Below are 15,025 nucleotides of genomic sequence, written 5' to 3'. Positions count from 1 at the left end.
TGACGGTCAGCGCACTTTCAGCGGCACACTGGCGAGTACGTGTTCCATACCCGTTATCTCATCATGATGCATGATGGTCAGAGTCCGGGTTGCCAATGCCTTGAGGGCACGACCGCGGAAATGGAAGCGGAAGCGGCCATCACTACCGGCTTCATTTCCAACGTGGATCATTTGATTAAGCATGGGGCCACTATGCCCGCCGCCATGCATCGCCAACATCAAACCCGGGACCGTACAACGCCCCTCGATCAGGAGCTGGCCGGTCTTGAGTCGCACTTCGGCCTTGTCGATTCTCACCACCGCCGTGTCCGGATTGCTGGAATCATAGGGACCGTCAATCTGCCAGTGGGTCGCTGCGCCGAAGGGATAATTCCCCCCTGCCGCCGTATTGGAGAGCTCGTTATGATCATGCATCGGATAAACCAGCGGAAAAAGTTCATCGCTAGTGTCGTTGGCAAGCCGAGACCAGGTGGCGGCGGGGATATCTGGCGGCTGAATAAAGGGGAGGAGCACATCCTTGATATCGCCGGGAGCGATGCTCCAGGTATCGAGCATCGTCAAATTGTTAGAGATCTGGCGACTGCCGCTGAGTGCGTTAGCGTGACTGAGGGGGTAAACGTGGTTGCCGTGAATATGCGGCGATTGCCACATGAGGCCGACATTCAAGGTACGAATCAGCATTGGCTGTCCCACCGAGCCACGGGCAGAGATATTTCTCTGCAGGTCGAACAACCCCTCGGCAAAGGAGGTTCTCGTCTCTTCTTCGTGCTCCGTTATGTCCCCGGTCATGCCATGAGCGTGCTGGGCGGAGAAGTAACCGCTCTTGCCATTGATGGTAAAATACTGCGGCAAAAATCCGGTGAGAAAGACGGTCGGATTAATAGCCGCGGCGACAGCGGCGGCGGCGCACTTGACCGGGTCAATAACGTTGAACATCCAAACGACATTGCGCATCGGATCCCAGGGGTTACCGGGGAAATGGGCGGTGCTGCCGAGGTCGTCGAAGAGTCGCTGCACGCGGTTGGTCGGGTTGCCGTAAGGGGTATTATTCCCAATGGGATTAGGCAGCACGATAAATGACCCGTGCAGACCCATAACCCGGTTGACCGGAGCATTAAGCGGGTCGAGATACATATAGGTCCCGGCCGCAGGGGCGGTAAATTCGATATCGACATGATCCCCGCCTGACGGAATGGTCACCTGATTGACAATAGTGCCAGCGACTGTCAGAGGAACCCCGGGAATGGCGAAACCGTGCGCACCGCCCTGGCCGACAGAGTTCGTGATGCGCAGACGAATGCGATCACCCTCCAAGGCAATCAACCCTGTCCCGGGGATGCGGGCGCCACCGACCATAGCTGCATGTCCCGTCTCTGCAAGCGTGAATGCCCACATGGGAACCAAGACTCCGTCGACCATTTCGGCATCGACCGCCACCATGTCGAGCTCCAATCGACCGCGGGCAAGGTGTGAAGCATAAGCCGGTGAACCGGAGAGAAGCAGAGGCCAATCCGCCATAGTTCCGACCGCCACCATCGTCAATCCGCTGGCACCCATTTTCAGGAAATCACGTCTATTCATTGCTTCCCTTCCTTTTTTGAACGTTGTATTTGTTTTATTGAAATCCTGCAAAATCTCTTTACGGGTCAGCGTAATCGCAGCGGTGTGCCAAGGAGTCGAACACCGTTGGACGACTCGACATTGACACTCTGCAGCGTACCAGGACTGGCGAAAGAACGACCCTTGAACTCCCAGGCGCCGGCGACGACAGGGGCGCTGCCGATGACCGACTGCTGAATCTGGCCGCGTATCTCCCCGGCGGGGAAGGCCGTGGTACGCACATTGACGTAGGCCTGACCGGAGAGGATGGCATTGATCGCATCGTTGAAACTGCTGATGCCGCTGGCCGGCTGCGGTTGCAGATTGAATGCGGTCAGGGCACCACTTAGCACACCGGTAAAGGGGACGCCAAAACCACTGAAGTACAACGTGAAGATGATCGGCCCGTTGCTCCCGGCGGCGCCGACATGAATATGTGCCGCCGTCACAGTGCTGACCGGGAGGGGGTCGATATTAAGCCGATATTCGACGGCATTATCGCTCACCAGCAGCGCGACATTGCCGCGGGCAGAGCTGGATACCGCCGGAATCTGCACTTCCTGCTCCGGGGTCAGCCGCGCCCGCGGTCCGGCATAAAGGGTGACTGCGTTATCACTACTGTCACTGCTCGAACCACGCAGATGCCAATTGCCGAAACGGGGCCGGTAGTCGGCGCGGTCAACCTGCAGGCTTTCCACGGTGATATTAACCGTAGCCGGGGCAGAGATCAGACCACCGCTATCCTGCACAACGTACTGGAAGCTATCAATGCCGGCAAAATCGACAGCAGGCGGCGTATAAAAGAAAGTAGTCTTTCCCGTCGGAATGCTGGTGACGCGGCGCACGCTGCCGCCTGCGGTCGTCGGCTGGGTTTCTGTCAACTGCGGCATCCCGGACGCTGCAAAAGCATAGACCGAACCTGTCAGATCATTAACCAGCGCCAGCGCCTGAGGGTTGATACTGTGTGCATTGCCGGCACCAACAACATCGGTGTCGTTGCCCACCACGTCGATGTTGACACTGCGACCCACACTCGTTGCGGCCACATCGTCGAATGCGACAGGAACTACGTTAGCAGCGTCATTGAAGACCTTGCCGACCATCAGGAAGTCGTCAAACTGGACGAGTTGGGAAGATGCATTTTGGTTGAGAAAAAACTCAGCGGGAGGATCTAAGAGTTCTATCCGGAAATAGTTTGTGCCAAAGGGACTGCCGGTCACCGGCTGAAAGATATCAATCGGCACCGTCGGAGCAGCGGGATTGGCCGGGGCAAAGGGGAGCGCTATGTAGGTCGCACCAGCCACGGTGATCGGACCGCCGGCGAATGTGGCAGGATTATTAGCATTAAAGGCGCCGCCATGAGGGTTCGCTGGCACCAGCAATAAGGGGCCGATGGTGGCACCGTCGGCGTTGACAATCGGCGTCGCCCCGTTATTCATGGCAGCCAGGAAATTCTGTGCGACATCGAGACCCAAATCCTGCGTTGTGTCGATAAAGAGTCCACCAAGAGTGGTTACGTTGTAATCAAAGGTTCCATAGGGATGAGTCACCCGATAGGTACCGGCTACAGGCACATCGACACGGATGCGAATACGGCTGAAAGTCGCTTGATTGCCATCGTTCAGAGCTGCCTCGTTCGCGCCGGTCGCTTCGAGGGCGAGAACGAGCAGAGCGGAATTATTGGAACTGTCACTACTGACATAGTTGCCAAGAACGGCAGCGGTCCAGTAGATCGCTTCAGCGCCAAAATTTCCGGGGAAGGACGGCGGTGCCGCGGTGGGAGGTTCGTATTCGCAAGGATTGACAACCACGCCCGGAGCAACCTCAAGGGTAGTGTCGAGGCAGAGTTGCAGCTTCAGACCCGCCTCATCCTGATACCAAAGAGGAAAACCGTTGACGAGACTGACGGCAACAGTGCCTGAGTCACCATTACCCGAAAGCTCACTCAACTCAGCCGGATCGCCAACCTGAAGGCCGGAGACCGAAGTCAGCGCCGCCTGGGCAGGGAGGACGAGGCCGACAAAGAATACGATTTGCAACAAAACAATCTTTAAATGAAGCGACATATCAACACCAGCTTCCCATGAAAGGCTCATCATCTCTCATCGTGAGAGGTGTGAAACTTTTCACAAATTTGCTAAATCGTCTTACCTGAAAAGAGACACCGCACTGGTCAAAAAAGTAAAAAACTGTTCCCACAACATCAAAAAATTCGAGATATGAATTTCACGATGTTTTATCACCGTTATAGTAATAAATTAACTCAGATATCAAACGCAGGTCTATGGGGCCCCTCCCCCAAAAGGCAGGGGGGGAACTACCCGTTTATTGAATTTTTGAACCAAGGGGATTACGACGGGAGGAGAATGCAGTGAACCAGGTTTTTACGGGGTGGGGGAAAAGGGCTCTTCAATTTTTCCAGAAGTCGGGATCGACGAGTCCCCAACGGATGGCGTATTTAATCATCTCTACCGGGCTGCCGATACCGAGTTTTTTACTGATGCTCGCGCGATGCTTTTCCACAGTCTTTGGGCTTAGACAAAGAATTTTACCCATCTGCGGCGAGGAATTCCCTTCGATGAGAAGAAAGAAAACTTGTTTTTCCCGATCGGTCAAGGTTTCAAAGCCGGTCGTGACGGGCTCCCGGTTGTGACCTTTCAAATAACTTTGAATGACCTCTTCATGGACATTTTTACTGAAATAATAACGGCCGGAATTGGCGGAACGTATCGCCTCCAGCATATCGGCACTTGACTCCCCTTTGAGGACATAACCGAAAGCACCAGCCTGCAGTACATGGTGAGCGTAAGCCTCCTTTTCATACATAGAGAGGACAACAATGCGACACTCAGGGACAGCGTCGCGAATCAGGCTCACCGCCTCAAGACCACTCATGCGCGGCATGGCAATATCGAGAAGCACCACATCCGGCTTAAGTTTACGGGCTAACTCCAGAGCCTCGACCCCATCGCAAGCTTCACCGACAACGGTTATATCACTTTGGGTTTCGAGCAACTGTCTTAATCCTTCGCGGACCACCGCATGGTCGTCAGCGACCAATACACGAATCGGTTTCATTCTTTCTCCTCTTTGGCAAGTGAGAGTTGCACCCGCACGGTCGTTCCTTCAACTGGACTAGAGACGACAGAAAAATCTCCTCCCAGTTCAGCAATCCGTTCACGCATCCCGAGAAGGCCGTATCTTTGATAATCATTCGCAGGGGAATAACAGGGGTCAGCCTCAAAACCATTACCGTCATCCTCGATCGCCAGAGTCAACAGCGTCTTTGTCCGAATCATTGTGATCCGAACCACACGGGCCTTAGCGTGCTTGGCGACATTATTTAAACTTTCCTGACACACCCGGTAGAGAGCAATTTCGATCTCCGGAGCTAAACGCTCAGATTCATCCACGACCTGCATATCAAGACGTATCCCGGGATATCTTTCACTAAACTGTTGCGAGAACCAACGCAAAGTCGGCACAAACCCAAGGCTGTCGAGCATCGAGGGGCGGAGTTCGGTGGTCATGCTGCGCACATGGTTTCCGAGTTGTGCGATCATTACACTCAAGCGGCGACAAAGAGCGAGTTCTTTCTCTTGACCAAGGGGGAGGGAGTTTCTCAGGGTTTCGATGCCTAATTGCAAAGCGGTCAGACCTTGGCCGAACTCGTCGTGCAGGTCTCTCGCCAAACGGGTGCGGGTCATCTCCTCGGAGTGAATCAGCTGTCGCGACAAACGTCGGATTTCATCCTCCCGCCGCTGCCGTTCCAGCCAAAAAGGGCGGTAAAGACAGAAATAGACAGGCGAAAGGAGGGTTAAAAGTATAGTGGAATCGAGCAAGGCTTCCCGGTATGGGGACAGTGGCGGCAACAGATTCAGCAGAAACATGGCGAACACTTCAGAAAAAAAGATCAATACGGCAAGGAGGATCAGCATCCACTTCGGTGTCATTTTAAACAAGAAACGTCCAAACCGACCCGGTTCTACACATTCGCGGCGGGACGATCTCGTCCTTACTGAAGACTTTCCGTTATGCGCTTCCTGCGTCATTATTCATGATCTTTCAGGTATGGGTTCAATTTTTCTATAAATTAATCCTAGGGAGCCAAGATAACACTGATGCAAATAACTGCGCAAGACTGAGAGCCCCTCATACAGTCTAGACCCACCCCTTGCGACGGAAGAAGACGAACATGCCGCCGACACAGCCGAGCATCACCCCCCACAGGGCAAAATAACCCCATCGCCAGTGCAACTCGGGGATGTTATCGAAATTCATCCCGTAGACACCGACGAGAAAGGTCAGGGGGATAAAGAGGGTCGACATGATCGTCAAAACCTTCATGATCTCGTTCATCCGGTTGCTGATTGACGACAGATAAAGGTCGAGGAGGCCGGTAATGACATCGCGGTAGGTCTCAACAGTATCGATAATCTGGATGGTGTGATCATAAAGGTCGCGCAAAAAAGGCTGCACCGCCGGCGAGATATTGCCAGAGTCGGCGCGTTGCAGACCGCTGATCACTTCGCGCAGAGGCCAGACCGCACGGCGCAGCAGGATCATCTCCCGCTTGGCAAGATGAATACGGTGCAGAAGCGGGCGGTCGGGCCGGGCAAGGAGTTCTTCTTCGAGTTTCTCAATGTGATCGCCCATCTGCTCGAGGATGACGAAATAGTGATCGACAATGGTGTCGAGGAGACGATAAGCGAGATAATCCGCCCCCATCTTGCGCACCCGTCCCTGATCGGTCTTTATGCGCTGGCGTAACGAGTCAAAGAGGTCGCCGGGTTTTTCCTGAAAGGAGAGAACATAACCGGGAGCGATGACCAAACTGATCTGCTCGGAAAGAATTTCATCCCGCTCGGGATGGAGAGTCAGCATCTTGGCGACAATAAAGAGACAGTTATCGCCGACTTCGAGTTTGGGGCGATGGTCGGTGTTGAGAATGTCCTCGAGTATGAGGGGATGCAGGCTAAAAGAACTCCCCAGCGATTCGATGAGTTTAACGTCATGCAGGCCATCGACATTGACCCAGGTCACACTCTGCGGCGACACAGTCGCAGCGATCTGCATCACATCGAGACGGGAAAGATCTTCGACACCGCCGGGATGATAGCGCAGCACCGAAAGTTGCGGTACCGCGTCACTGACTTCACCGATATGGATCAGCGACCCCGGCGAAACACCAATCTTGCCCGTCCGCTTCTTCATGATTCTGCGACTGCCCATGACCACCTCACCCCTTGATTTAACCAAAAATTGAAGATCTTTTACCAAATTTACTGCCCGCTGCGCTTTTTTGTATGTCGGGTGGCGACGGCGCTCCAGGGATCGTCGGGCCAGGGATGTTTCGGGTAGCGGCCGCGCATCTCCTTCTTCACCTCGGGGTAGACCTGATCCCAGAAGCTGCGCAGGTCCTGCGTCACCGCCAGAGGACGGCGCGCCGGGGAGAGGAGATGGAGGACGACCGCAATCCGCTGACCGCCGATGCGGGGATTCTCGCCGAGACCGAAGAGTTCCTGTAGCTTAACCTCAAGATGCGGCGCGGCGTCAAGGGGATAGTCAAGCGGCAGGATCGAGCCGCTCGGCACACTCAATTTCTCCGGGGCCAATTCATCGAGGCGGCGCTGTTGTTGCCAATCGAGCAGAGCCGAAAGCGCCGGCTGCGGATCGCAGCGTTCGAGATCAGCGCGGCTGCGACAATTACAAAGAAATGGACCGAGCCAGGCTTCGAGGGTGGCCAGCAGCGTCGCATCACTCAGATCCGGCCAGCCGCTTTCACCGGGGAGAGAAGCGACAAAACGCACCCGGCCGCGTAGCTGCTGTGCTGCCCGGCTCCAGCTCAGACGCTCTAAACCGAGTCGCCGCACGCCGCTGCACAGGGCCGCCACAACTTCTTCCGGCCGCGGTGTCACCAGCTTTTCGCTGAGGAGAATCGCCCCGAAACGTCGCACCTCCCGAGCAACCACCCGCTCGGCCCGCTCATCCCAGCCGACTTCCCGCCCTGCCGTTGCTTGAGGAGCGATGATCTCCTCCAAAGTCACCGGATCAAGGGGGGTGGCGAGATCGATCTCCCCTTCCCCACTGCGACCGGCGCGGAGTTGTAGGGCAAGGAGCCAAGGGGTCGGTTTGAGGCGGGAGCGCGACGAAAGCTGCGCGCCGACGCCGCTGGCAAGGAGATAATGCCCTTGCTGCCCGTCCCTTTCCCGACCGATGCGGTCAGGAAAAGCCGGCGCCAAAAGCCGGGCCAAAGATTCCGGCGGCGTAACTGCAAGAGTCCGTTCCTCCCGGACTCCAAGGAGCTGGCGAAATTGCCGGGCCGCGCGCCCGATCGCAGCACAAGCGGCCGCATCTCCGTTCTCGCTCCGGCCGGCGCAGAGTTCGAGACGATCACTGACATCGCTGCCGCTGCCGTGCGGCAGTGAAGCTCCGGCGCGCAGCGGATCGCGTTCCGACAGCAGGGCGGCGAGGGTAGCGCCAAGCGCGCCATCTCCGGCGTCTTGCGCCGCAAGGAGGAGACGGGACAGGCGGGGATGGGCCGGAAGTTCAGCCATGCGTTCGCCAAGGGGGGTAATACGCCCGGCAGAATCGAGAGCCCCGAGCTGCACCAGTAAAGCGCGGGCGGCGGCGAGATGTCCGGCGGGAGGAGGATCGAGCCAGCACAGGGTCGCAGCATCCATAATCCCCCAGCGCGCCAGCTCCAGCGCCAGGGGGGCAAGATCGGCGCTGCGGATCTCCGGCGGCGTGTGCGGCAGCAGCGTCCCCTCTTCGCCGGCACTCCACAGGCGGTAACAGCGACCGGGGGCGAGCCGCCCGGCGCGGCCGGCGCGCTGCACGGCACTCGACAGCGAAATACGGACGGTGTCGAGCGCGCTCATCCCCCGCGCCGCGTCAAAACGGGGACGTCTTTCCAATCCGCTATCGATGACGATCTTCACTCCCTCGATGGTCAGGCTGGTCTCGGCAATATTCGTCGCCAGAACAATCTTGCGCCGGCCGGGATCCGGCAGTATCGCCTTTTCCTGTGCGGCAAAGGGGAGGTCGGCATACAGAGGGCAGACCAGCAGCTCATCACTCAAATCAGCAAGGAGCCGTTCGCTGCGCTTGATTTCGGCGACACCGGGGAGGAAGACAAGCAGATCCCCTTCCCCCTCCTTGAGGGCGCGACGGATGGCGACGTTGATGGCTGCGGCTAAAGGAGTCCGGGGTGACGGGGAACCGAGATGGATAATCTCCACCGGGTAGGCGCGGCCGCTGCTGCTGAGGAGGGGGGCATCGCCGAGGAGTTTGGCGAGCGGCGCGGCATCGAGAGTGGCGGACATGGCGAGAAGGCGGAGCTCAGGACGGAGGCCGAGCTGGGCATCGCGGCACAGCGCCAAGGCAAGATCGCTGTTGAGGTTCCGTTCGTGAATTTCGTCGAAGATCACCAGCCCGACTCCGGACAATTCGGGATCGCTCTGCAAGCGGCGAGTGAGAATGCCCTCGGTGACAACCTCGATACGCGTCAGACTGGAAACCCTGCGCTCAAAACGGATGGTGTAGCCGACCCGGGCGCCGACCTGTTCACCGAGTTGGGCGGCGAGATAGTGGGCGGCGTTGGTCGCCGCCAAACGGCGCGGTTCCAAAAGGATGATCGACTGGCCGGCGAGCCATGGGGCGTTGAGGAGTTCGAGGGGGACACGCGTTGTCTTGCCGGCGCCAGGCGGGGCTTGCAGCACGCAGGCCGGTGTGCCCGTGAGAATGGTTTGAAGTTGGGGGAGGATGGCGTCGATCGGCAGAACCGGGCGCATCAAGGGGCGAAGGAAAAATCGAGGTTGCAACGACCGAATACCACCGTTGACTGAAAGATCTGCGGCAGAAACCGACGAATTTCTTCCTGGCTGATCGGGCCTTGGCTCGGGAAAAAAGGGGACGAAGAGAAAGTCATGCCGCGATCCTTAATTGTACTGAAGGTGAATATTGTATACTGATTCACTTTGTCACATTCGGATGGGGCTCCGCACAGAAGCCCCACCCGGAAACAAAAAAAACAGAAGATACTTACCACTTATAAGTCAACGGATCGATCTTTCCTTGCATCATTAGCCCCAGAGAAAAATTCAGATTAGAAGCTGAGAAGGGTTTTATCACCGCCTTAGGACCGAAATTTGCCGAACTCTTGATGGCCGCCACTCTAAATTTTTCCGCCAAACTTGCCGGCACCTCATTTGAAGCGGTCAGCACATTGTCAGGATTTTTCTTCGCAGAAAATTTGGGGATCGCATAAGCCTTGAACCCGGGATATTTAGCTTGATTGTTTTGCCACCAGACGTCCTTGACCACGGCCGCCTGAGCCTTGCCGGCAAGGACTGCATCCATGGCGGCAGCATGGCTATTGACGCCGATAGCAGCTTTACCGGCGGTTGCGGCTTTGGCGGTCGATTCTCCGGAAGAGGCGCCGATGGCGTAGGCGATCGCGGCCGGGGAACCGGCAAGAATCGTCTGCGGGTCCTGACCAATTTTATGGATCATAATCCCGGCATACAGTTCATTGCCATCAATATTCTGCACCAACGGCGTCCCGAGTTTGCGCGCCATAATAATCGCTTGAGCGAAGGACCCGGCATAAACCAGGTTCATCTCTTTGGATTCGAAAGCATCCAATATTTCGGGATAATTGTTGGCAACGCGCGGCTTGACCTCGACATCGCTCCCCTTGCTCAGGGCGAAGGTGATCGCCTTGGCCTGATCCAGACTCATGCCCGGCGCGAACCAGCAAGTGACTGTATCAACGGCCAGCGCCGTACCGATCGACAAACTCCAAAACAGCAAAACCAATACAACAGTCGAACGTTTCATCTTTTTATCTCCTTGTTGTGTATTAAGAGGATTATGACGAGAGCCTGGCCCCGCCGAAAGATCCTTCAAGTTTGTGGAACAGCAGCAAGGACGCTTCGTCATCAACGAGGAGTACAGACGCCCGGGGATACAACACTTCACTCACCGCCGTGACTCCTCTAGAGGGTCAGAGCCCTTAGCCTTTACGAATAAAAATCTCCCGGGCCAACTCTTCGTCGACGGCAAACTCGGAGTTGCCGACGCGAAAGATATAGGTCGGATAGCTGCGACTGAGTTCGAGGTGATTACCGGGGAGAACTCCCATATTCATCAGCTTCTGCATCTTTTTCGGATCGGAGGTCGAGAGGTAGGCGATCTCGCCGGCTTCGCCGGCTTTAAGTTCGGTGAGGGCAACGACACCGATGACGCCGGTCGCCTTCGCCACTTCGCAGCATTCACCGGGAGGGATCGGCCGGCCATGCGGACAGGTGGTGGGATGATTAAGGAGGGTACAGATCTTGGTGTCGACGCCGTGATGGAGGAGATGCTCGAATTCACAGGCGCGCTCATCCCCCGGTACCCCTTTCATATCGAGGATATCCATCATCAAGCGCTCGGCCAGACGATGGCGGCGCACCGTCATCATCGCTTCGTGCCGCCCTTCCGGACGCAAGCGAATAAGCTCACCGACTACTTCGACGTAAGCAAGGCTCAGCAGTTCATGCAAGCCGCTCCCTTCAATGGCATCACTCTCGAGATTACAGGGCAGCCCCGGTTTCCCCTTCTCCTCACTGGCAATCCACAATGATTCCAATATCTCTTCCGCGGCTTCTGAAACGCGCATGTTGTGACTCCTTATAGTTCAAACAAAAAATATTCCATTAAACCTTGCTGCAGGGGCGGCATTTATCGCGCCCTCCTGGGCGTCATAAATGCCGCCCCTACCTTTTATCTATTCTTACTCGCCCTTTTCCTTTTTGATCCAGCGCTTCAAATAACCCGGCACAACCGGGTTGGCATAGCCGCAGTGCGGACAGTGTACTTTGCGACACCCGCCAGGACATTGTCCACAACGCTCGCTCTGACCGACTTGTTGTTCATCGATCTCCTTGCCACAGAATGCGCACTTCATGCCAGCCAACCCGTACTGAGAAGGAAACCATTCAACAGCCAGCCGACGCCGAAGGCGGTGGCGGTCACCGCGGCAAAGATGATCAGGGCTACCGGCCAGCCCCGCTCTTTCTTCATCATCAGAAACTGCGCGACGCAGGGGACAAAGAGGGTCAGGGTCACGGCGGCGACGGTGAGCTGTACCGGCGACAGGAGCCCCTGTTCGTTCATATCGAAGAGTCCGGCGGCGCCGAAATCCCGGCGGAAGAAGCCGAAGACAAAGACCGCCGCGACATCCTTGGGCAGTCCGAGCATCGTCATCCCCGGCGCCAGAAAACGCACCAGCGACTCCAGGGCACCGGTCATCTTCCCTGCCCAAAGGACGACAGAAGCAAAGATAAAGAGGGGAAAGATTTCAAAAAAGTACCACTGCATGCGGGTCAAGGTCTTGACGACGACATTGCGCAGCTGCGGCAGACGCAGCGGCGGAATCTCCATATAAAACATCGGCCGCTCGCCGGGCAGGAGCCGGGCGGTGAGAAAGCCGACGAAGAGAAATATTGCGGACATAACGACGGTCCAGATCAACAGCGCGCCGGGGACGCCGGCCAGGAGGGCAAGGATCACCCCGAGCTGGGCACTGCAGGGGATCGCCAGGGCGAGAAGAACCGTGGCGATAACCCGTTCACGCGTCGTCTCCAGAGTGCGGGTGACCATCGTCGCCATGGTATCGCAACCGAAGCCGAGGACCATGGGGATAACAGCGCGGCCGTTGAGGCCGATCGCCTTGAAGACCCGGTCAACAAGCATCGCCAAACGGGGGAAGTAGCCGGAATCTTCGAGGATGGAGAAGGCGACAAAAAAGGTGCCGACGATCGGCATAACCAGGGCAACGGCATAACGAACCGCCAAGGTAAGAATGCCGTATTCGCCGACCAGCAGTTCATGCAGCCACAGCCAGGGGATGTAATTATTGGCGGTACGGATGAACCAGGGATTGATGATATCGGTAAAGAGATCACCTTCAAGGAGACCAACGATAGTTCCGGCCCCGAAGATGCCGACAAATTGATACAGTCCAAAATAAAGGACGGCAAGGAGGATCGGCACTCCGGTCCAGGGATTCATCGTCCAGGCGGAAAGACGCTCCCCCCAGGTGCGCCCCTGGCGCGGCGCGGCACTGACTACGTTGGTAAGGAGTTCAGTGCAGATCCGCTTCCGCTCCATACTCAGTCGTAGATGGAGGTCACTGCGATGCGAATAGATAATCTCTTTAGCGGTGGCGACAATAGCCGCAGCGCGGTCACCTTCGACACGGTGGATCAATGCGGTCGTCTCTTCGTCCCGCAACAGAAAGAGGAGAGCGAGAGCACGGCGGTCGACCCGGTAATCGCCGTGCAGTTGCACGGCCAGACGGAGAATATCCCGCTCCAGATCTGGCGCATAAGCATAGGCCGGGTGACGGGCTCCGGAAAATTCGGCAATCGCCGTACGAATTTCATCGAGGCCGCGTTTGTGGGTGGTAGCGGCGGCAATCACCGGGATGTCGAGGCGCTGCCGCAGCAGCTCGATATCGATCGCAATCCCCATCCGTTCGGCTTCATCAATGATATTGACCACCAGAATCAGCGGCAGCCCGGCCTCGATCAGTTGCACGGTCATCGGCAGCATCCGTTCGAGGTTGCGGGCATCGATAACGTGAATGACGGCAAAAGCTTCTTCCTGCAACAGGATCCGCTGCGAAACCCGTTCCTCTTCGGTCATTGGCTGCAGGCCGTACATCCCCGGCGTATCAAGGACTTCGTAAGGGACACCGGCGATGATTACTTCACCACGGGCGATCTCCACCGAGGTCCCCGGATAGTTGGAGACCGTCGTATAAGCCCCGGTCAGAGCATTAAAAAGGACACTCTTGCCGACATTGGGATTGCCGACCAGAAAGATTTTGCGACGGGAAACGGTTGCAAGGGGTTGGGACATGGGAACCTTCTCGGGGAGTTGAATTTCTTTACCAGCTGCGCGGGGCCTGGAGTATTCGCAAACAGCGGTCAAGTATAGTGTTCCGCATCCGATACATCAAGCGATTTACGCTGCAAGAGGAAGACCACTACTGCTTCTCCATGCTCTTTCCTCTATTAGTCCTCGTTGCGTCAGTTTTATGGCTCTGGTCAAGGGACTTTTGCCTGCCCTGCCGGGCACCACCTAAAAAAAAAGGCCCGCTGCCGTATGCAGCGGGCCTTTTCCTCTTCGATTTTTAAGCCTAGAAAACAAAACCGATGGTGACTTGGAACTTGTCGTTGTCCAGTGCTAATTCGCCAGGATTGCAATGGTCGTCGTAAATCTGGTAATCGGCTTTGATGGCTACAGTCGTGGCCGGCTTAAAGACAACGCCCACCGTGGTGTAGTTGCGATCGTATCTACCACTGGCTTTGGTCGGATCGGCAAGTCTCCCCTGCTGGGTGTCGAAAGCCGAGTAGCGGGCAAAGGCCACCACATCCGCATCGACCAGTTTCCCTTTTTTCAAACTTTCCGGCAGTACATGGTAGGCGCCTTCAACCCAATAACCTGACATGCGATCGCCGATCTCGGTGCTGATCCGCTCCGGATGTGCCTGGTCGATGTAGACATACTCGCCAGAAATATCAGCTCTTCCCAGACTGTATTTGCCGTCGACAGCAGCAATGGTAGTCACGGCTCCCGGTTTGCCGGCCGCGGCTGAATCGCCGCGATAGGCGGAGAAATTGGTGTATAGGTTGGTGACCGGGCGGACTTCCAGGCGGGCCACGATCGCCTTGCTGTCGTTGTTGTCGATTTCCACTTTCTGCCGGCCACTTCTCAGGCCGTTTGAGGCCGAAAACTTGCTACCGTCGAGTCCGTTCATGACCAGCAGCTGATAATCGACCTTGTTGCCGAGGGCGCCGTGGATTCCGGCTCCCATCTCCCGCCAGGTGCTGGGAATGAGGAATCGATCAAGTTCCGGCCGCTCCGTCGAGTTGAAATTGGTCGGTTCGTGATTAATGTTGACTCCCCCGAGCGGGACAAGCATCAGACCGGCTTTGAAGTTGAGCGGGCGCTGGTGACGAAAGTCGAGAAAGAACTGCTCGACGGCGATCTCGCTCCCGGCACCGCTGTCACCGCCATGCTCCCATTCGAGTTCGGTATTGAGCGTGATCGACTCAGAAAGATCGGCATTGACATACAGGACAAAACGGTGTGGGTCAAAGGTGTTCCCCTCCTTGCCGTTGCCATTGGATTCCTTGAAGATATAGTCGAGCTCACCGTAACCACCAATGCGGATCAAAGGGTCTTTTTTCTCGGTTTTTTTGCTGCTTTCCAGTTCGCTGAATTGGCGCTGGAGGTCATTGATCTGTTGCTGCAATGCTGCCGTGCTGTTGTCGACGGCAAAGGCCGGAACGGCCAACAGGGTCGAGAAGAGGAGGGATGCGGCCAATTTCTTCATGGGTGGTTTTTCTCCTTTTTGTGGGTTTGTGGGTTA

The 15,025-nt window shown here is 56.5% G+C and carries 11 protein-coding genes; all 11 read right to left on the bottom strand.

Going from position 1 to position 15,025, the window contains the following annotated elements:
* Window positions 1-6 precede the first annotated feature (6 nt).
* The 11 genes from CVU69_00325 to CVU69_00275 all read right to left on the bottom strand — a co-directional run bounded on the left by CVU69_00325 (window position 7) and on the right by CVU69_00275 (window position 14,989).
* Complete coding sequence (locus tag CVU69_00325) at window positions 7-1,581, bottom strand: hypothetical protein (GenBank protein PKN13656.1); 1,575 nt, start codon at window positions 1,579-1,581, stop codon at window positions 7-9.
* Between the two features lie 65 nt (window positions 1,582-1,646).
* Complete coding sequence (locus tag CVU69_00320) at window positions 1,647-3,698, bottom strand: hypothetical protein (GenBank protein ID PKN13655.1); 2,052 nt, start codon at window positions 3,696-3,698, stop codon at window positions 1,647-1,649.
* A gap of 310 nt (window positions 3,699-4,008) precedes the next feature.
* Window positions 4,009-4,677, bottom strand: a complete 669-nt coding sequence (locus CVU69_00315) for a DNA-binding response regulator (protein PKN13654.1) — start codon at window positions 4,675-4,677, stop codon at window positions 4,009-4,011.
* Entirely contained in the window at window positions 4,674-5,651 is a 978-nt protein-coding gene (locus CVU69_00310; protein PKN13653.1) for a hypothetical protein, read from the bottom strand. The genes CVU69_00315 and CVU69_00310 overlap by 4 nt, the downstream gene beginning before the upstream one ends.
* A gap of 109 nt (window positions 5,652-5,760) precedes the next feature.
* Window positions 5,761-6,831 carry a magnesium and cobalt transport protein CorA gene (gene corA / locus CVU69_00305; GenBank protein PKN13652.1) on the bottom strand — a complete coding sequence of 357 codons (1,071 nt, stop codon included), beginning with the start codon at window positions 6,829-6,831 and terminating at the stop codon, window positions 5,761-5,763.
* 50 nt (window positions 6,832-6,881) lie between these two features.
* The gene (gene hrpB, locus CVU69_00300; protein PKN13651.1) at window positions 6,882-9,392 is read right to left on the bottom strand and encodes an ATP-dependent helicase HrpB; all 2,511 of its coding nucleotides are present in this window, start codon (window positions 9,390-9,392) and stop codon (window positions 6,882-6,884) included.
* A gap of 250 nt (window positions 9,393-9,642) precedes the next feature.
* Window positions 9,643-10,581 (bottom strand): hypothetical protein, encoded by a 939-nt coding sequence (locus CVU69_00295; GenBank protein ID PKN13650.1) that lies wholly within the window; start codon window positions 10,579-10,581, stop codon window positions 9,643-9,645.
* Between the two features lie 34 nt (window positions 10,582-10,615).
* The gene (locus tag CVU69_00290) at window positions 10,616-11,263 is read right to left on the bottom strand and encodes a transcriptional regulator (GenBank protein PKN13649.1); all 648 of its coding nucleotides are present in this window, start codon (window positions 11,261-11,263) and stop codon (window positions 10,616-10,618) included.
* 114 nt (window positions 11,264-11,377) lie between these two features.
* On the bottom strand, window positions 11,378-11,551 hold the full coding sequence (locus tag CVU69_00285; protein PKN13648.1) for a hypothetical protein: 174 nt from the start codon (window positions 11,549-11,551) through the stop codon (window positions 11,378-11,380).
* A complete protein-coding gene (feoB, locus tag CVU69_00280) occupies window positions 11,548-13,509 on the bottom strand; it encodes a ferrous iron transport protein B (protein ID PKN13647.1) in 1,962 nt (653 codons plus the stop codon). The genes CVU69_00285 and feoB overlap by 4 nt, the downstream gene beginning before the upstream one ends.
* Window positions 13,510-13,789: 280 nt before the next feature.
* Entirely contained in the window at window positions 13,790-14,989 is a 1,200-nt protein-coding gene (locus tag CVU69_00275; GenBank protein PKN13646.1) for a porin, read from the bottom strand.
* Window positions 14,990-15,025 lie beyond the last annotated feature (36 nt).

This window comes from Deltaproteobacteria bacterium HGW-Deltaproteobacteria-4, from assembly GCA_002841765.1.
In the GTDB taxonomy this organism is placed as follows: Bacteria; Desulfobacterota; Desulfuromonadia; order Desulfuromonadales; family UBA2197; genus UBA2197.
Note: the sequence above shows the minus strand (reverse complement) of the source record. Positions and strands in the feature narration are given on the sequence as shown.